This is a genomic window from Streptomyces sp. CB00455, assembly GCF_001905445.1.
Classification (GTDB): Bacteria; Actinomycetota; Actinomycetes; order Streptomycetales; family Streptomycetaceae; genus Streptomyces.
Genome location: NZ_LIVQ01000004.1, coordinates 41556 through 58988, shown reverse-complemented (window position 1 = coordinate 58988; position 17433 = coordinate 41556). Strand labels below are relative to the sequence as shown.

The following is a 17433-nucleotide window of genomic DNA, read 5'->3' as shown; positions in this document are numbered from 1 at the left end:
GGGGTGAGGTCCGGCTGTGTCCGGAACCGGTTCGATCTCGGAAGTGGGCGTGCCGTCCGCGCGTTCCCGCGCCCTGGCCGTGCTGCGGGTACGCAGCAGGGCCCTGGCCGTGGGGCTGCTGCCCGCCGCCCTCGCGGTGGTGCTGGTGACCGCCCGGATGACGGGCCGGCTGGCCGGTGACCCCTGGCCCGCGGTGACCCTCGCCGTGTGCGCGGTCGCCGCGCTGGTGCTGCTCGTCGGCGGGGTCTTCGCCGCCGTGGTGCTGCGGGCGAGCCCCGCCGTGACCCCCACGGTGCCGCTGTCGGAGGCCGCCGCGCCCGATCTCTACCGGCTGGTGCGGGACCTGGCCGACCGGATGGACGTGCCCGCGCCCTCCGCGATAGCCCTGACGCCCGACTGCGACAGCTGGCTGGAGGACCGCACGCACGCGGCCCACCGGCGCGGCGGCATATCCGCCGGTCCGGAGTCCGCGCCCGGCGCTGCCCCCGTGCTGGTCATCGGCTCGCCCTTCCTGTGGTGGATGCGGGTCGCCGAGCTGCGGGCGGTCCTCGCGCCGGTCGTCGCCGGTACGGGGCCTTCCGCGCACCCGGACATAGCCGACGCACGCGGCTTCGTACGCGGCCTGGACGCCGCCGTGGACGTGGGCGGGCGGACCGGACTCGGCTGGATCGCCGCACCGGCCCGGCTGCTGCTGCGGCTGTGCCGGGTGGACGCCGCCGAGATGGAGCGCGGGGTGGCCGCGGCCGCCTCGGAGCGTGCACAGGGTGTGGACTACGGACTGCGCATCGCCGCCCAGGAACAGGTCGGCCTGGCCTACGCGGGCTGGGACCGGCTGCTGACCAGGGTCGCGCTGCCCGCCTGGCGGATGGGCCGCTGGCCGGCGCACCTCGACGCGGGTGTGGTCTCCGCGCTGTCCGAGCTGTCCCGGCGCGACCGGCTGGCCGAGGGATACACCTCGCGGCTCGGCGAGCGCCCCGCATGCGACCTGCTGGAGCAGCCCGGCGCGGTGGACGAGGCGACGTCGCTGCTGGCCGCCCGGCTCTTCCACGGAGGCCCGGCCGAGGCCGGACCCCAGTGGTCACCGGTGGACTGGACGGCCTATCCGGAGGAGGTCGTGGACCGCACGTGGCGGGCGGAGGCGGCCCGCCTGCACGCGGCGCTCGACGCGCTGGCCGTTCCGACGGCGCCCCCGACGCCCGCCGCGGTCCCCCGCGGGGTGGCCGTGGGCGGTTTCGCCGGGCCCACCCTGGAGCGGGTCCTGACCTACCTCGGCGACCCGGCCGGCGCGGGCGCTGCCGGGGAGGCCCTGGCCGGCCGCCTCAGCGGTGACCTGGCCCGCGAGGAAGGGGCCGCCGCTCCCGCCGCCGGGGCCGGGAAGGCACGCGGCGCGGACACCCTGCCGCTGTTCCCGCTCCAGCCGCCGCGCAGCGGCAGGGACCTGCTGGCGGACCACGTGACGGCGATGGTGTGCTGTGCGGCCGTGGATTCGGCCGGGGCGGCGCCCGGACTGGACTGGCTCGACGGCCCCGTCCTGCTGGTCGGCGGCGACCGCCGCTCCGATCTGGCGCCGCGCGTGCTGTGCCTGGTCGAGGACGGCGATCCGGAGCCCCTGCGCGACTGGCTGGCGGATCTGGGCGTGCGCCCGGAGAAGCCGGTCCGGCTGGTCTGAGGACACCCCGCCGCGGCCGCGGCGGGCGCCCCGGCGGGGCGGCGACCGGCACGCCCTAGGGGAGGCGGATGTTCCGGTCCCGTCAATTCGCGACGAACGGTGACGGAGTGCGTGCGTTATGTGATGTGCTGGGACCGATGGCGGTCCGGTCCCCTGTGCGGGAACCGTGCACCGGAGCGATGCATGCCCGTTCGGGGGAGCGAGGGAGGGGAAGCGGTTATGGGTGCGGACCAGATCCGGCGGTGGGAATCAGGTGCGCTCGCGCACGCGGTGAACGACCCCTTCGGCCAGGGCCCCCTGCCCTGGTTCCGGGGCAGCGAGCTCTACTTCGACGACACCGGCCAGGTCGTGCCCTGGTACGTGGACCCGGCCGCGGCGGCGGCCGGCACCGGCCAGGTCCCCCGCGCCCGCACCAACGGCGGCCCGCGCACCGCCGATGACGTGCACCGCCAGATCAAGGGTTTCGCCTCCACCGGCGCCGTGGCCCCCGGCGAGGCCATCGACTTCCACATCACCGTCGACCCGCCCCAGCAGTTCTCCGTCGACGTCTACCGCATCGGCCACTACGCCGGCGACGGCGCGTCCAAGATCACCACCAGTCCCCGCCTCTCCGGGATCGTCCAGCCGGCCCCGCTGGCCGCCGACCGCACCGTCTCCTGCCACCACTGGTGGCTGTCCTGGCGCCTCCAGGTCCCCTCCTACTGGAGCGTCGGTGCCTACGTCGCCGTCCTCACCACCGTCGACGGCTACCGCTCCCACGTCCCCTTCACGGTCCGCGACGACCATCCCGCCGACCTCCTGCTGCTGCTCCCCGACATCACCTGGCAGGCCTACAACCTCTACCCCGAGGACGGCCGCACCGGCGCCAGCCTCTACCACGCCTGGGACGAGGACGGCCGGCTGCTCGGCGAGCGGGACGCGGCCGTCACGGTCTCCTTCGACCGCCCCTACGCGGGCGCGGGCCTGCCCCTGCACGTCGGCCACGCCTACGACTTCATCCGCTGGGCCGAGCGCTACGGCTACGACCTCGCCTACGCCGACACCCGCGACCTGCACGCCGGCCGCATCGACCCGACCCGCTACCGCGGCCTGGTCTTCCCCGGGCACGACGAGTACTGGTCCGTCCCCATGCGCCGCACCGTCGAGCGCGCCCGCGACCACGGCACCTCGCTCGTCTTCCTCTCCGCCAACACCATGTACTGGCAGGTCGAGCTCGGCCCCTCCCCCTCGGGCGTCGCGGACCGCCTCCTCACCTGCCGAAAACGCCGCGGTCCCGGCCGCCCCAGCCTCTGGCGCGAGGTCGACCGCCCCGAGCAGCAGCTGCTCGGCATCCAGTACGCGGGCCGGGTCCCCGAGCCCGCCCCGCTGATCGTGCGCAACGCCACGCACTGGCTCTGGGACTCCACCGGGGCCGGGGAGAACGACGAACTGCCCGGCCTGGTCGCCGGCGAGGCCGACCGGTACTTCCCGCGGACCCAGCTGCCCGAGCACCGGGACCGGATCCTGTTGGCACACTCGCCGTACCTCGACAGCGAGAACCACCGCCGCCACCAGGAGACCTCCCTGTACCGGGCACCCAGCGGCGCCCTGGTCTTCGCGTCCGGCACCTTCGCCTGGTCCCCGGCGCTCGACCGCCCGGGGCACGTCGACGAGCGCGTGCAGCGGGCCACCGCCAACCTCCTGGACCGGATCTGCAAGAGGGACTGACCGGCGCCGGGGATGGACACCCCCTGGGCGGGGCAGACGAGCCGGTGCGGGAGAATGGGTTTGCGCTCGTACATACCCACAGGGAGATCCCGTGTCCGGATTTGTCGAAAAGCCCGAGCCGATTCAGGTTCCCGGGCTCGTCCACCTCCACACCGGCAAGGTGCGCGACCTCTACCGCGACCAGGACGACCGCCTCGTCATGGTCGCCAGCGACCGCATGTCCGCCTTCGACTGGGTGCTGCCCACCGACATCCCGGACAAGGGCCGCGTCCTCACCCAGCTTTCCCTGTGGTGGTTCGACCAGCTCGCGGACCTCGTGCCGAACCACGTCGTCTCCACCGACCTGCCCGCCGGCGCCCCCGCCGACTGGGAGGGCCGCACGCTGATCTGCCGCAACCTCGACATGGTGCCCGTCGAGTGCGTGGCCCGCGGCTACCTCACCGGCTCCGGCCTCGTGGAGTACGAGAAGACCCGTACCGTCTGCGGACTGGCCCTGCCCGAAGGCCTCGTGAACGGATCCGAGCTGCCCGCCCCGATCTTCACCCCGGCGGCCAAGGCCGCGGTCGGCGAGCACGACGAGAACGTCTCCTACGAGGAGGTCGCGCGCACCGCCGGCGCCGAGACGGCGGCCCTGCTGCGCCAGTCCACCCTGGCCGTCTACGGCCGCGCCCGGGACATCGCGCTGGAGCGCGGGATCATCCTCGCTGACACCAAGTTCGAGTTCGGCTTCGACCCGCAGGACGGCACCCTGGTCGCCGCCGACGAGGTCCTGACCCCGGACTCCTCCCGCTTCTGGCCGGCCGAGGAGTGGGAGCCGGGCCGCAGCCAGCCCTCCTTCGACAAGCAGTTCGTCCGCGACTGGCTGTCCTCCCCGGCCTCCGGTTGGGACCCGAAGGGAGAACTGCCGCCGCCGGCCCTTCCGCAGGAGGTCGTCGAGCAGACCCGAGCCAAGTACATCGAAGCCTACGAGCGGCTCACCGGCCTGAGCTGGACCGCGACCCCCGGCTCCGGCACGGGCACCGGCTCCGCCTGAAACACGAAGAAGCCCCCGGTCGAGGACCGGGGGCTTCTTCTCACTGAGCGGACAACGCGACTCGAACGCGCGACATCCACCTTGGCAAGGTGGTGCTCTACCAACTGAGCTATGTCCGCATGCGCCGTAACGCGAGACCTACTATACCCAACCTCGCTCCCGTGCGAGACGCACAGCCGTGTGCCGGTTCTCGGCGCCCAGCTTCGTCGCCGCCGAGGACAGGTAGTTCCGTACGGTCCCCTGGGACAGTGCGGCCCGCTCCGCGACCTCCGCGACGGGCGCCCCGTCCGCCGCGAGTTCGAGCACCTCCGCCTCCCGGGCGGTCAGCGGCGAATCGCCCGCACTGATCGCATCGGCCGCCAACTCCGGGTCGACGTACCGGCCTCCGGCGTGCACCGTCCGGATCAGCTCGGCCAGCCGCTGCGCCGATACCGTCTTCGGCGCGAAGGCCCGCACCCCGGCGGCCAGGGCCCGCTTCAGGTGCCCCGGCCGGCCGTGACTCGTCACGATCATGGTCTTGCAGCCGGGGAGCTCGGCCCGCAGCGATGTGGCGACACTCACACCGTCCGCGCCCGGCATCTGCAGGTCCAGCACGGCCACGTCCGGCCGGTGCGCCCGTGCCATCGCGAGCGCCTCGGGCCCGGAGGCCGCCTCGGCGACGACCAGCAGGTCGTCCTCCAGCCCGAGCAGCGCGGCCAGCGCGCCGCGGATCAGGTGCTCGTCATCGGCGAGCAGGACGCGTACGGGGCCCGGGCCGGCACCCGGGCCGGTACCCGCCTCCACCCGCGGTTCCGCTTGCGACCCGGCCTTCGACGCCGGGTCCCTCCCCGGGCCCGCCTCCGGGCCCCTCCCCGGCCCCGGGTCCGCCTTCGCGTCCGTGTCCGCCTTCTGGTCCTCGTGCGGGTTCATGCCCGTGCCTCCATTCGTTCCAGGTGCCGGCCCGGCACATCGGCACGCAGCCGGAAGAGCCCTGCCCCGGCCGGTCCCGCCAGCAGGGTCCCGTCCACCGCCGCCAGCCGCTCCCGCAGCCCGGCGAGCCCCGAACCGGGCGGGCCCACCGGCTTCGCGGGCGCGCCGTCGTTCTCCACGACCAGGGTCACCGGGCCGTCCTGCGGCGCCGTCAGCCGGATGAGGCAGTGATGGGCGTCCCCGTGCCGCAGGATGTTCGTCGTCGCTTCGCGCACCACCCAGCCCAGCGCCGACTGGACCTCGGCCGGCAGGTCCCGCGCCGCCTCGAATTCGACCAGGCAGTCCATACCGGCCGCGTTCAGCACGCCGCGCGCACCCTCCAGCTCCACCGCGAGATCGGCCTCCCGGTAACCGCGTACGACATCGCGCACCTCCCGCTGGGACTCCCGGGCGATCCGCTGTACCTCGACCATCTGGTCCACGGCCTCGGGGCGCCCGCGCCGGGCCAGTTGCACGGCCAGCTCGCTCTTGAGCGCGATCACCGCCAGATTGCGGCCCATCACGTCGTGCAGGTCCCGCCCGAAGCGCAGCCGTTCCTCGGCGACGGCCAGCCTGGCCTGGAGTTCGCGTGACCGGTCCAGCTCGTAGACCGCGCGCAGCAGCCACGCCGAGAAGCCGCAGGTGGCGCTGAAGAGCAGGCTGCCGAGCAGCACCCCGACCGCGTAGCCGAGGGCCTCCCCGGCCGGCAGGCCGAGGGCCAACACGGCCAGGCCGGTCCCGGCGGAGGCGGCGGGGGCGACGTAGCGGATGCTCCGGACCGTCCGCAGGCACAGCACCAGCGAGCCGGTGGCGAAGGAGGTCAGCCCCGATACCAGACTCGGCGCCACCGACGGGTCGAGCCTGCCGGTCGCCCGCAACGCGAGGACGCAGAGGGTCGCCGCGGCCGTCACGACGGCCGTGACCACGGCGAGCCGGACCGGGCGCTCGCGCCGGCCCACCACCCAGTGCAGCGACCGGGAGGAAAGCACCGCGCAGAGCACCGCGTGGACGCACACCAGCAGGCAGAGGGACAGCGGCAGCAGGACGGACGGCTTCCCGGCGGCGGCCAGTGGGGCGAGCCCGAACCCCGCCACCTCCATGAACGCGAAGAAGTGGAACGACCAGCGGGTGTACAGCTCGACCTTCCCCGCGCTGCTGCGGTTCTTCCACCACCCGGTCATCTTCGACACGGCCCGTCCCCCGACTCCCTCGCGGCGCGGCTCCCGGCGGAACCACCGCCGGACAGCAAACACGGTGATCATGATCAGGGCCAGCGCGCCGGCCACGGCCCCGGCGGCCCCCGCGGCCGCCGTCCCCAGCCTCGCGGCACCCGCGCGGGACCGGCAGTGCGGGCCGTCACGATCAGCGGTGACATTTGTCAGGGAGGACCCGGAAAACACGAAGAAGGCCCCGGTCGCAATGACCGGGGCCTTCTTCATAAGAGCGGACGACGAGACTCGAACTCGCGACATCCACCTTGGCAAGGTGGTGCTCTACCAACTGAGCTACGTCCGCACGCCGCGCACTGCGCTGGGCAATGCGAGCATCACTCTACCCGATCCACGATGGTGGTCGGCAAAGCGATGCAGAGCGGGTGACAGGAATCGCACACTGCGCCTTCCCTCTGGAAGAGGGATGTTCTACTACTGAACTACACCCGCACGACCTTCGAGGCCCTGACCTGCGGTCTGGCCCCTCGGCGTGATCCACACACTAGCCGAAGGGTGGGGGTGGATGGCAAATCGGCCCTCAGTGGGCCGCGTTGTAGGCCTCGTAGATCTTCTTCGGGATGCGGCCGCGGGGCGGCACCTCGAAGTCGTTGGACCGGGCCCAGGCCCGGACGACCGCCGGGTCCGGCGCGATGGACGTGTGCTTGAAGGCCTTGCCCGAACGGGACTGGCGGCGGCCGGCGGCCACGAAGGGGGCCAGGCTCTTCCGCAGTTTCTTTGCGTTGGCCACATTGAGGTCGATCTCGTACGACTTCCCGTCCAGGGAGAAGACGACCGTTTCCGCCGCTTCCCCGCCGTCGAGGTCGTCGGAGAGCGTGACTACTACGCGCTGCGCCACGGATATCGGTCCCTTCGTGCGACGCCATCGTCACGTGCTGACGTGCGCTGATGTCGACTGTGTGGATGTTTCGGAGCAATGCATCATTCCGCCCCCGCGGAGAAGCGGCAAAATACCGCCGCGCCGGGTGATTCCTTTGTACCCTGATTCCCATTGCATTGCGAAGCCCAGTTAATTCTCTCCGCGTGTCCTGCCGCAATGCCGAGCGCGTGTTTTTCCGGGGGATTTTGCGAAGCGTTGGTGAAGCCAAACCCGGTCCCGATCATGCCACGGACATATCTACCCGCGTAGAAATTTTGGCCGGGTACGCTGAGGGAACCGCCTTCGCACCAACCACCACACGGGAGTGCCCGATGGCACGCGTCGTAGTCGACGTCATGCTCAAGCCGGAGATCCTCGACCCCCAGGGCCAGGCGGTGCAGCGTGCACTGCCGCGCCTGGGCTTCGACGGGATCGCCGACGTCCGCCAGGGGAAGCGCTTCGAACTGGAGGTGGAGGGGCCGGTCGACCAGGCCGCCCTCGACCGCATCCACAAGATGGCCGAAACGTTCCTCGCCAACACCGTCATCGAAGACTTCACCGTGAAGGTCGAGGCCTGACGGTGACCACTCGCATCGGAGTCGTCACGTTCCCCGGAACGCTCGACGACCGTGACTCACTGCGCGCCGTCCGCATCGCGGGGGCCGAGCCCGTCCCGCTCTGGCACCGCGACAAGGACCTGCACCAGGTCGACGCCGTCGTCCTCGCGGGCGGCTTCTCCTACGGGGACTACCTGCGCGCCGGAGCCATCTCCCGCTTCTCGCCGGTGATGGGGACCATCATCGACCAGGCCAAGGCCGGCATGCCCGTCCTCGGCATCTGCAACGGCTTCCAGGTCCTCACCGAGGCCCACCTGCTGCCGGGGGCGATGCTCCGCAACAACCACCTGCACTTCATCTGCCGCAACCAGAAGCTGCGGGTGGAGAACGCGGAGACCGCCTGGACCGGCGACTACACCGCCGGCCAGGACATCTCCGTCCCGCTCAAGAACATGGACGGCCGCTACACCGCCGACGAGCGCACGCTCGACGAACTGGAGGCCGAAGGCCGCGTGGCCTTCCGGTACCTCGACGGCAACCCGAACGGTTCGCTGCGCGACATCGCCGGCATCACCAACGCCGCGGGCAACGTCCTCGGCCTCATGCCCCACCCCGAGCACGCGGTCGAGCCGCTGATCGGGACGGGCGGCACGGACGGCCTCCCGTTCTTCACGTCGGTCCTGAAGAAGCTGGTCAGCGCATGAGCCTCGACACCGTCAAGAACGCCACCGGGACCCCGGACGCGGCGCAGCCCTGGAAGGAACTCGGCCTCAAGGAGGACGAGTACGCCCGGATCCGGGAGATCCTCGGCCGCCGTCCCACGGGCGCCGAACTCGCCATGTACTCGGTCATGTGGTCCGAGCACTGCTCGTACAAGAGCAGCAAGGTCCACCTGAAGCAGTTCGGCGAGAAGGCCCCCGAGAACGACGCCATGCTGGTCGGCATCGGCGAGAACGCCGGCGTCGTCGACGTCGGCCAGGGCTACGCGGTCACCTTCAAGGTCGAGTCGCACAACCACCCGTCCTACATCGAGCCCTACCAGGGCGCGGCCACCGGCGTCGGCGGCATCGTCCGCGACATCCTCGCCATGGGCGCCCGCCCCGTCGCCGTCGTGGACCCGCTGCGCTTCGGCGCCGCCGACCACCCCGACACCCGGCGCGTCCTGCCGGGCGTGGTCGCGGGCATCGGCGGCTACGGCAACTGCCTGGGCCTGCCCAACATCGGCGGCGAGGTCGTCTTCGACGCCTGCTACCAGGGCAACCCGCTGGTCAACGCCGGCTGCATCGGCGTGATGAAGCACGAGGACATCCACCTCGCCCAGGCCTCCGGCCCCGGCAACAAGGTCATCCTCTACGGCGCCCGCACCGGCGGCGACGGCATCGGCGGCGTCTCCGTGCTGGCCTCGGAGACCTTCGACGACTCGAAGCCCACCAAGCGTCCGGCGGTCCAGGTCGGCGACCCCTTCCAGGAGAAGCTCCTCATCGAGTGCACCCTGGAGATCTTCAAGGAGAAGCTGGTCGCGGGCATCCAGGACCTCGGCGGCGCCGGGCTCTCCTGCGCCACCAGCGAGCTGGCCTCGGCCGGTTCGGGCGGCATGCGCGTCGAGCTCGACACCGTCCCGCTGCGCGACGCGACGCTCTCGCCCGAGGAGATCCTCATGAGCGAGTCGCAGGAGCGCATGTGCGCGATCGTCGAGCCGCAGCACGTCGACCGCTTCATGGAGATCTGCGAGAAGTGGGACGTCATCGCCACCGTCATCGGTGAGGTGACCGACGGCGAGCGCCTGGAGATCTTCTGGCACGGCGAGCAGATCGTGGACGTGCCCCCGGGCACCGTCGCCCACGAGGGCCCCGTCTACAACCGGCCCTACGCCCGTCCCGAGTGGCAGGACGCGCTCCAGGCGGACGACGCGAACAAGCTCCCGCGGCCGCAGACCTCCGAGGAGCTGCGCGCGCAGGTCCTGGCCCTGGTCTCCTCCCCGAACCAGGCCTCTAAGTCGTGGGTCACCGACCAGTACGACCGCTTCGTGCAGGGCAACACGGTCCTGGCGCAGCCTGAGGACGCGGGCATGGTCCGCATCGACGAGGAGTCCAACCTCGGCGTCGCCATGGCCACCGACGGCAACGGCCGCTACGCCAAGCTCGACCCGTACACGGGCGCGCAGCTCGCCCTGGCCGAGGCCTACCGCAACGTCGCCGCGACGGGCGCCAAGCCGCTGGCCATCTCGGACTGCCTGAACTTCGGCTCCCCCGAGGACCCGGGCGTCATGTGGCAGTTCGCCGAAGCCTGCCGCGGTCTCGCGGACGGCTGCCTGGAGCTGGGCACGCCGGTGACCGGCGGCAACGTCTCCCTCTACAACCAGACGGGCGACACCGCGATCCACCCGACCCCGGTCGTGGCGGTCCTCGGTGTGATCGACGACGTCAACCGCCGCACGCCGATGGCGTTCGCGGAGGCCGGCCAGCTGCTGTACCTGCTGGGCGACACGGCCGAGGAGTTCGGCGGTTCGGCCTGGTCCCAGGTCGTCCACGACCACCTCGGCGGCCTGCCGCCCAAGGTGGACCTGGGCCGCGAGAAGCTGCTCGGCGAGATCCTGATCTCGGCCTCGCGCGACGGCATGATCGACGCCGCGCACGACGTGTCCGACGGCGGCGTGATCCAGGCGCTCACCGAGTCCTGCCTGCGCGGCGGCAACGGTGCGCGCATCGTGGTGCCGGAGGGTCTCGACGCCTTCACCTTCCTGTTCTCCGAGTCCGCGGGCCGGGCCGTCGTGGCCGTCCCGCGCAGCGAGGAGCTCCGCTTCACCGACATGTGCGGCGCGCGCGGTCTGCCCGTCGCCCGCATCGGCGTGGTGGACGGCGAGGAGATCGAGGTCCAGGGCGAGTTCACGATCCCGCTCGCGGAGCTGCGTACCGCGCACGAAGCGACGATCCCGGCCCTGCTGGCCTGATCCGCAGGCCCCTTGATCCGGGTCCGTCCCGCGCCCCCGTCCGGTACCTCCGGGCGGGGGCCCGGTCGTTGCGGCGTGTTGTCCGGGCCCGAGTAGGGTCGTGGCCATGCCGCCCGCCAGGAAGAAGCCGCGTACCTACGACCCCGCGAAGATCCGTGCCGCGGTCACCGCCCAGTTCGGGCACGTCGCCCGCGCCGTGGGGGAGTTGGGACCCGAACAGCTGGCCCGGCCCAGCGGGCTCGGTGACTGGAGCGTCGCCGAACTCGCCGGGCACATCGCGTGGATCGCCGACTCCCTGGCCGGCGCTCTGGCCCGCCCGCCGGCCGCCGTCGCCGGGCTGACGGCCGCCGAGTGGCCCTTCGCCACCGCCTCCCTCGCCGGGAAGATCGCCCGAGCCGCGCGGGAAACCCTCGAAGGGGCGCCGCTGCCCGAACTGTACGACCGGGCGGGCGCGCGCATGGCGAAGGCGCTGGCGGCGAACCCGGGCGGCCGCGTGCTCGACCTGTGGATCGGCGACATGACGCTGGCCGACTTCCTGGTCACCCGTACCGTCGAGCTCGTCGTCCACACCGACGACCTGAACCGGGCCACCGGGCTGGACGTCCCCGTGGAGCGGCAGGCCCTGGCCGCCTGCACCCGGCTGCTCGCCGACGCCCTCGCCCTCAAGGCGCCGGGCGGTTCGGTGGAGGTACGGATCCCGCCCTTCGCCGTGGTGCAGTGCATCGAGGGGCCCCGCCACACCCGCGGCACCCCGCCCAATGTGGTGGAGACCGACCCGCTGACCTGGATCCGGCTCGCCACGGGCCGTACGCGCTGGGCCGCGGCGCTCGACGAGGCGCGCGTCCGCGCGAGCGGGGAGCGGGCCGACCTGTCGGCGCTGCTCCCGCTGATGAGCTGAGCGCGGTGGCGGGGGACGCGGGGGAACCGCCGCGGCGCCCGGTCCGTCCCAGCAGCATGGCCACCACCTTCCGGCACCTGCGCGCACGCGTCCACGCCCCCGTGGGGCCGGCTCTCGTCCTCGTCCTCGTCCTCGCCGTCGGACTCACCGCCTGTGGCCGGTCCGACGACGGCGGGAGCCGTACGCTCCCCGACCCGGTGGGTTCCTGGGCCGTGGAGTCCCTGACCACCGGCGGGCGCACCCTGCACGCTCCCGCGGCGGCCCGCGTCGACCTCGGGCAGGGCCGGGCGACCGGCAACTACGGCTGCAACGGCTTCACCGCGGCGATCGCCCTCGAAGGCACCTCCGCGCTGACCGTCCGGCCCGCCGCCGCGACCACCACGGCCTGCGCGGACCAGGAGTTCGAGACGGCGTTCGCGAAGCTCTTCACGGGCCGGCTCACCATCGACCGCGGGCCGCAGCGGCTCACCCTGAAGACCGCCGACGGGAGCACCATCGCCCTGTCCTCCAGGCCCCCGGCCGCAGACGCCCCGCTCACCGCCACCGAGTGGACCGTCGTATCGCTTGCCGCCGGCGCGACCGTGTCCCCCCTGCCCGCCCAGGCGGCCGGCCGGGCCCGCTTCGCCCTCGCCGGCGACGGCACGGCGAGCGGCAGCCTCGGCTGCAACCGGTTCAGCGCCAAAGCCACCGTCGACGGCACCTCGGTCACCTTCGGACCGCCCACCACGACCCGGATGGCCTGCGAAGGTCCGGTGGGTGAGGTGGAGCGGGCCCTGACCGCGCTGTTCGGCAGCGGTCCGCTCACCTGGAAGATCGAGGACCGGACCCTCACCCTCACGGCGCCCGACGGCAAGGGCCTGACCGCCACGGCCGGCTCCGCGGTGGAGTGAGCACGCCCGGGCGCCGGCCCGGCCGCCCCCGCAACGGGACCGCGGCTCAGGCCGGGTAGGGCAACAGCCCCGCGTCCGTCTTCTCCCAGGCCGCCCGCAGCCGCGCCAGCCGGGCCGGCTCCGCCGCGGCCCTGTCCGCCTGCTCGCGGAGGTCCCCGGCCAGATCGAACAGCTGGTCCCGGCCCGACGTGCCGCGGTAGTACTTCCAGTTGCCGCGGCGCAGCGCCCGCTCCCCGCGGACCCGCCAGAACAGGTCCCGCTCGGCGAGCTCCTCGCCGCGCAGCAGGTACCCGGCCAGGCTCACCCCGTCCAGGGGGTAGTCCGGGTGCGGCCGCGTCCCGGCCAGCTCCAGGAGCGTCGCCGTCCAGTCCGGGCTGAACACCGGGACGTGGCTGACCTGGCCGCCGTCCAGCCGGCGTGGCCAGCGCACGATGGCCGGCACGCGGATGCCGCCCTCCTGGAGGGAGGCCTTGTTGCCGGACAGCGGCCAGTTGTACGAGAACCGCTCGCCGCCGTTGTCGCTGGAGAAGACGACCAGGGTGTCGTCCTCCTGGCCGGAGCGCTTCAGCGCCTTCAGCACCTCCCCGACCGAGCGGTCCAGGTCCTCGACCATCTGCTTGTACTTGCCGACCGAGCCGCCGTCCTGGTGCCACAGCGCCTGCCTGTCGCCCGCCTTGATCCGGCGGACGATCTCGGCGCTCTCCTGCGTGTCCCCGTCGGCGATCCACGGCCAGTGCGGGGTGGTGAAGTTGAGGTTCAGGAGCCACGGCGCGCCGTGGTGGCCGCGCGAGACGTACTCGGCTGCCCGCTCGGTGATGATCCGGGTGTAGTAGCGCAGGTCCTTGTACTCGGCGTCGCCCTCGTAGAGGTCGTACTCACCGCCCAGCCCCAGCTTGGAGTAGTACTCCAGCGCGCCGCCGAAGTTGCCGAAGAACTCCTCCCAGCCGGACTTGACCGGGCTGTAGTGCGGCAGGTAGCCGGCATGCCACTTGCCGATCAGCGCGGTGGAGTACCCGGCCGCCTTCAGCAGCGAGGCCAGGGTCGGATGGGTGGGTTCCAGACCCGCCGACCTGTCGGCGATCGGCTCTGCCAGACCGCCCTGGGTGCGGGCCGGGTAGCGGCCCGTGTACAGGCTGAACCGGGTCGGCGAGCAGGTCGCGGAGCCCGAGTAGGCATCGGTGAACCGGACGCCCTGGCGGGCCAGTCGGTCCAGGTTCGGGGTCTCGATGTGCGGGGAGCCGTAGGAGGACAGGTCCGCCCAGCCCAGGTCGTCGCCCAGGATGAACAGGATGTTCGGGCGGCGGGAGCTGCGGCCGCGCACCGCCCGGAACTCCCGCTCCCCGGGCCCCGCGTGCCGCGCTTCGGCGGCGCCGGCGGGCGCCGCCGCGCCCAGCCCCAGCGCCGCGGCGGCCGCGGACGCTCCGACCGCGCCGCCGAAGGCCCGCCGGGACAGCGTGGATTCGTCTCTGCTCACAGGTACTCCAAGGCAAGGCGCGCCGCCCCGCCTGCCGGGGGCGGCGCGCACGGGGGCGCGCGGCGTCGGCGGGCGGGCGGACGGCACGGAAGGGGGGCGAGGCCGCGGAAAGGGGGCGAGGCCGGGAAAGGCGGTGGAGCCAAAGGCGCGAAGGCGGGGCCGGGCGGCGGAAGGCGCGCTCGAAAGGGTGTTCAGCCCGGGATCACTGCTCGCGCCGTACGGCTACGGGCGACAGATGGCGCTCGCGACACGGACCAGGTCCACGTGCCGGCGCTCGACGAGGGTGACGGTGCGGTCACCGAGGGGCTGCATGGTGCGTGAGCTTGTACGAATCCACAGGCAGCCGTCAACCAGGTCAATGCCGGATATCGAGACGGTCACCCTCCGCACGGGTTACCGGACTGTCCGCACTGTGACTTTTACGGGCTGTCCCCAATTCGGACCAGTGGTCGATCTCGCCTACACTCGGAAGCGTGCCTCGTGGTGATGGACGACTCAACCACGACCTGCTCCCCGGCGAAAAGGGCCCCCAGGACGCTTGCGGCGTCTTCGGTGTCTGGGCTCCGGGTGAAGAGGTCGCCAAGCTCACCTACTTCGGACTGTATGCACTGCAGCACCGCGGACAAGAGTCCGCGGGAATCGCTGTGAGCAACGGTTCCCAGATCCTCGTCTTCAAGGACATGGGCCTCGTTTCCCAGGTCTTCGACGAAACCTCTCTCGGCTCGCTCCAGGGTCATATCGCGGTCGGTCACGCCCGCTACTCGACCACCGGGGCCTCCGTCTGGGAGAACGCCCAGCCCACTTTCCGCGCGACCGCCCACGGCTCCATCGCCCTGGGTCACAACGGCAACCTGGTGAACACCGCCGAGCTCGCCGAGATGGTCGCCGACCTCCCCCGTCAGGACGGCCGTGCCACGCAGGTGGCCGCCACCAACGACACCGACCTCGTCACCGCCCTGCTCGCCGGCCAGACCGACGACGAGGGCAAGCCCCTGACCATCGAGGAGTCGGCCGCCAAGGTCCTGCCTCAGGTCAAGGGCGCCTTCTCCCTGGTCTTCATGGACGAGGGGACCCTCTACACCGCCCGTGACCCGCAGGGCATCCGCCCGCTGGTCCTCGGCCGCCTGGAGCGCGGCTGGGTGGTCGCGAGCGAGACCGCAGCCCTCGACATCTGCGGCGCCAGCTTCGTCCGCGAAGTCGAACCGGGCGAGCTCATCGCGATCGACGAGAACGGCCTGCGCACCTCCCGATTCGCGGAAGCGAAGCCCAAGGGCTGTGTCTTCGAGTACGTCTACCTGGCGCGCCCGGACACCGACATCGCCGGCCGGAACGTCTACCTCTCGCGTGTCGAGATGGGCCGGCGCCTGGCCAAGGAAGCCCCGGTCGAAGCCGATCTGGTGATAGCGACCCCGGAGTCCGGCACGCCGGCCGCCGTCGGGTACGCCGAGGCCAGCGGGATCCCTTACGGCTCGGGCCTGGTCAAGAACGCCTACGTCGGCCGGACCTTCATCCAGCCCTCGCAGACGATCCGCCAGCTCGGCATCCGCCTGAAGCTCAACCCGCTCAAGGAAGTCATCCGGGGCAAGCGCCTGGTGGTCGTCGACGACTCGATCGTCCGCGGCAACACCCAGCGCGCCCTGGTCAAGATGCTCCGCGAGGCGGGCGCGGCGGAGGTCCACATCCGGATCTCCTCGCCCCCGGTGAAGTGGCCGTGCTTCTTCGGCATCGACTTCGCCACCCGGGCCGAGCTGATCGCCAACGGGATGACGGTCGACGAGATCGCCACGTCCATGGGGGCGGACTCGCTCTCCTACATCTCGCTCGACGCGATGATCGAGGCGACGACCATCCAGAAGCCCAACCTCTGCCGTGCCTGCTTCGACGGCGAGTACCCGATGGACCTTCCGGACCCGCAGCTGCTGGGCAAGCAGCTGCTGGAGACCGAGCTGGCGGGCGGCAAGGACGCCGCCGACGCGCTCCGTCGCCCGTAACCCCGGCTCGACCTGCGCCGGGCCCTGTCTTTCAGGCTTTTCCCAGGGCCCGGCACCACACGCAGTAACGACACGAAAGCTCTCTCCTGTCATGACAGAGAAGACCACCGGTGCCAGCTACGCCGCCGCGGGCGTCGACATCGAAGCGGGAGACCGCGCCGTCGAGCTGATGAAGGAGTGGGTGAAGAAGACGCAGCGCCCCGAGGTCCTCGGCGGCCTCGGCGGCTTCGCCGGCCTCTTCGACGCCTCCGCCCTCAAGCGCTACGAGCGGCCGCTGCTCGCCTCCGCCACCGACGGGGTCGGCACGAAGGTGGACATCGCCCGCCAGCTGGGCGTCTACGACACCATCGGCCACGACCTGGTCGCGATGGTCATGGACGACATCGTCGTCTGCGGAGCCGAGCCGCTCTTCATGACCGACTACATCTGCGTCGGCAAGGTCCATCCCGAGCGTGTCGCCGCCATCGTCAAGGGCATCGCCGAGGGCTGCGTCCTCGCCGGGTGCGCCCTGGTCGGCGGCGAGACCGCCGAGCACCCGGGCCTGCTGGGCCCGGACGACTTCGACGTGGCGGGCGCCGGAACCGGTGTCGTCGAACACGACCGGCTCCTGGGCGCCGATCGCATCCGTACGGGTGACGCCGTCGTCGCGATGGCGTCGTCCGGCCTTCACTCGAACGGGTACTCGCTGGTCCGGCACGTCCTCTTCGACCGGGCCGGGATGTCCCTGGAGCAGGAGATCGAGGAGTTCGGCCGCACCCTCGGCGAGGAACTCCTGGAGCCCACCAAGATCTACTCGCTGGACTGCCTGGCCCTCACCCGTACGGCCGAGGTGCACGCCTTCTCGCACATCACCGGCGGGGGCCTGGCGGCGAACCTGGCCCGGGTCATCCCGGACCACCTGCACGCCACGGTCGACCGCTCGACCTGGGCCCCGGGCGCCGTCTTCGACCTCGTCGGCAAGGCCGGGCAGGTGGAGCAGCTGGAGCTGGAGAAGACGCTGAACATGGGCGTCGGCATGATGGCCGTCCTGCCCGCCGGGTCGGTGGACGTGGCCCTGACCGCGCTGGCGGACCGGGGCGTGGACGCCTGGGTCGCCGGTGAGATCGTCGACCGCGGCGACCACACCGAGGGCTCGACCCTCACCGGTTCCTACGCGAGCTGATCAGCACTGAAACCCGGCCCTGGGCGTGCGCCCCGGGCCGGGTTTCAGTTCTTTGACCTGCTGTGT

The 17433-nt window shown here is 72.1% G+C and carries 15 protein-coding genes and 3 tRNA genes; 10 read left to right on the top strand and 8 right to left on the bottom strand.

Translation table 11 applies throughout. The annotated features are described in order from the left end of the window. The first annotated feature begins 16 nt into the window (after positions 1-16). The 3 genes from AMK16_RS17575 (at position 17) to AMK16_RS17565 (ending at position 4409) form a co-directional block, all read left to right on the top strand. Positions 17-1669: a hypothetical protein gene (locus AMK16_RS17575; RefSeq protein WP_073916422.1), complete on the top strand. Its 1653-nt coding sequence runs from the start codon at positions 17-19 to the stop codon at positions 1667-1669. Between the two features lie 219 nt (positions 1670-1888). Then, positions 1889-3376 (top strand): N,N-dimethylformamidase beta subunit family domain-containing protein, encoded by a 1488-nt coding sequence (locus tag AMK16_RS17570; protein ID WP_073916418.1) that lies wholly within the window; start codon positions 1889-1891, stop codon positions 3374-3376. A 91-nt stretch (positions 3377-3467) separates the two neighbouring features. Beyond that, a complete protein-coding gene (locus AMK16_RS17565) occupies positions 3468-4409 on the top strand; it encodes a phosphoribosylaminoimidazolesuccinocarboxamide synthase (RefSeq protein ID WP_073916414.1) in 942 nt (313 codons plus the stop codon). A gap of 46 nt (positions 4410-4455) precedes the next feature. Here the strand turns inward: AMK16_RS17565 and AMK16_RS17560 are convergent. The 6 genes from AMK16_RS17560 to AMK16_RS17535 form a co-directional block, all read right to left on the bottom strand. Then, positions 4456-4528: transfer RNA gene (locus tag AMK16_RS17560), tRNA-Gly, on the bottom strand. Positions 4529-4550: 22 nt separating this feature from the next. Then, positions 4551-5192 carry a response regulator transcription factor gene (locus AMK16_RS17555; protein ID WP_073917710.1) on the bottom strand — a complete coding sequence of 214 codons (642 nt, stop codon included), beginning with the start codon at positions 5190-5192 and terminating at the stop codon, positions 4551-4553. Positions 5193-5314: 122 nt separating this feature from the next. After that, positions 5315-6547: a sensor histidine kinase gene (locus AMK16_RS17550; RefSeq protein WP_073917708.1), complete on the bottom strand. Its 1233-nt coding sequence runs from the start codon at positions 6545-6547 to the stop codon at positions 5315-5317. 252 nt (positions 6548-6799) lie between these two features. Further along, a tRNA-Gly gene (locus tag AMK16_RS17545) sits at positions 6800-6872 on the bottom strand. Positions 6873-6946: 74 nt separating this feature from the next. After that, positions 6947-7018: transfer RNA gene (locus AMK16_RS17540), tRNA-Gly, on the bottom strand. 88 nt (positions 7019-7106) lie between these two features. After that, complete coding sequence (locus AMK16_RS17535; protein WP_073916410.1) at positions 7107-7424, bottom strand: histone-like nucleoid-structuring protein Lsr2; 318 nt, start codon at positions 7422-7424, stop codon at positions 7107-7109. Between the two features lie 353 nt (positions 7425-7777). Here AMK16_RS17535 and purS point away from each other — a divergent pair, with 353 nt between their 5' ends. The 5 genes from purS (at position 7778) to AMK16_RS17510 (ending at position 12740) form a co-directional block, all read left to right on the top strand. Further along, positions 7778-8023, top strand: coding sequence for a phosphoribosylformylglycinamidine synthase subunit PurS (gene purS, locus AMK16_RS17530; RefSeq protein ID WP_042801325.1), 246 nt, complete (start codon positions 7778-7780; stop codon positions 8021-8023). 2 nt (positions 8024-8025) lie between these two features. Beyond that, complete coding sequence (gene purQ / locus AMK16_RS17525; RefSeq protein WP_073916406.1) at positions 8026-8706, top strand: phosphoribosylformylglycinamidine synthase subunit PurQ; 681 nt, start codon at positions 8026-8028, stop codon at positions 8704-8706. Beyond that, on the top strand, positions 8703-10952 hold the full coding sequence (gene purL / locus AMK16_RS17520; protein ID WP_073916402.1) for a phosphoribosylformylglycinamidine synthase subunit PurL: 2250 nt from the start codon (positions 8703-8705) through the stop codon (positions 10950-10952). The genes purQ and purL overlap by 4 nt, the downstream gene beginning before the upstream one ends. Before the next feature lie 106 nt (positions 10953-11058). After that, a complete protein-coding gene (locus tag AMK16_RS17515; protein ID WP_073917706.1) occupies positions 11059-11850 on the top strand; it encodes a maleylpyruvate isomerase family mycothiol-dependent enzyme in 792 nt (263 codons plus the stop codon). A gap of 56 nt (positions 11851-11906) precedes the next feature. Beyond that, positions 11907-12740: an META domain-containing protein gene (locus AMK16_RS17510; protein WP_073916399.1), complete on the top strand. Its 834-nt coding sequence runs from the start codon at positions 11907-11909 to the stop codon at positions 12738-12740. A gap of 46 nt (positions 12741-12786) precedes the next feature. Here AMK16_RS17510 and AMK16_RS17505 read toward each other — a convergent pair whose 3' ends face one another. Both AMK16_RS17505 and AMK16_RS38320 read right to left on the bottom strand, forming a co-directional pair. Continuing rightward, positions 12787-14214: a sulfatase-like hydrolase/transferase gene (locus tag AMK16_RS17505; protein ID WP_073916396.1), complete on the bottom strand. Its 1428-nt coding sequence runs from the start codon at positions 14212-14214 to the stop codon at positions 12787-12789. Positions 14215-14436: 222 nt separating this feature from the next. Continuing rightward, the gene (locus tag AMK16_RS38320) at positions 14437-14526 is read right to left on the bottom strand and encodes a putative leader peptide (RefSeq protein WP_338014451.1); all 90 of its coding nucleotides are present in this window, start codon (positions 14524-14526) and stop codon (positions 14437-14439) included. Positions 14527-14687: 161 nt separating this feature from the next. Between AMK16_RS38320 and purF the strand changes: the two genes are divergently transcribed. Both purF and purM read left to right on the top strand, forming a co-directional pair. Next, positions 14688-16205 (top strand): amidophosphoribosyltransferase, encoded by a 1518-nt coding sequence (gene purF, locus AMK16_RS17500; protein ID WP_073916392.1) that lies wholly within the window; start codon positions 14688-14690, stop codon positions 16203-16205. 91 nt (positions 16206-16296) lie between these two features. After that, positions 16297-17367 (top strand): phosphoribosylformylglycinamidine cyclo-ligase, encoded by a 1071-nt coding sequence (purM, locus tag AMK16_RS17495; protein WP_073916389.1) that lies wholly within the window; start codon positions 16297-16299, stop codon positions 17365-17367. Positions 17368-17433: the final 66 nt, after the last annotated feature.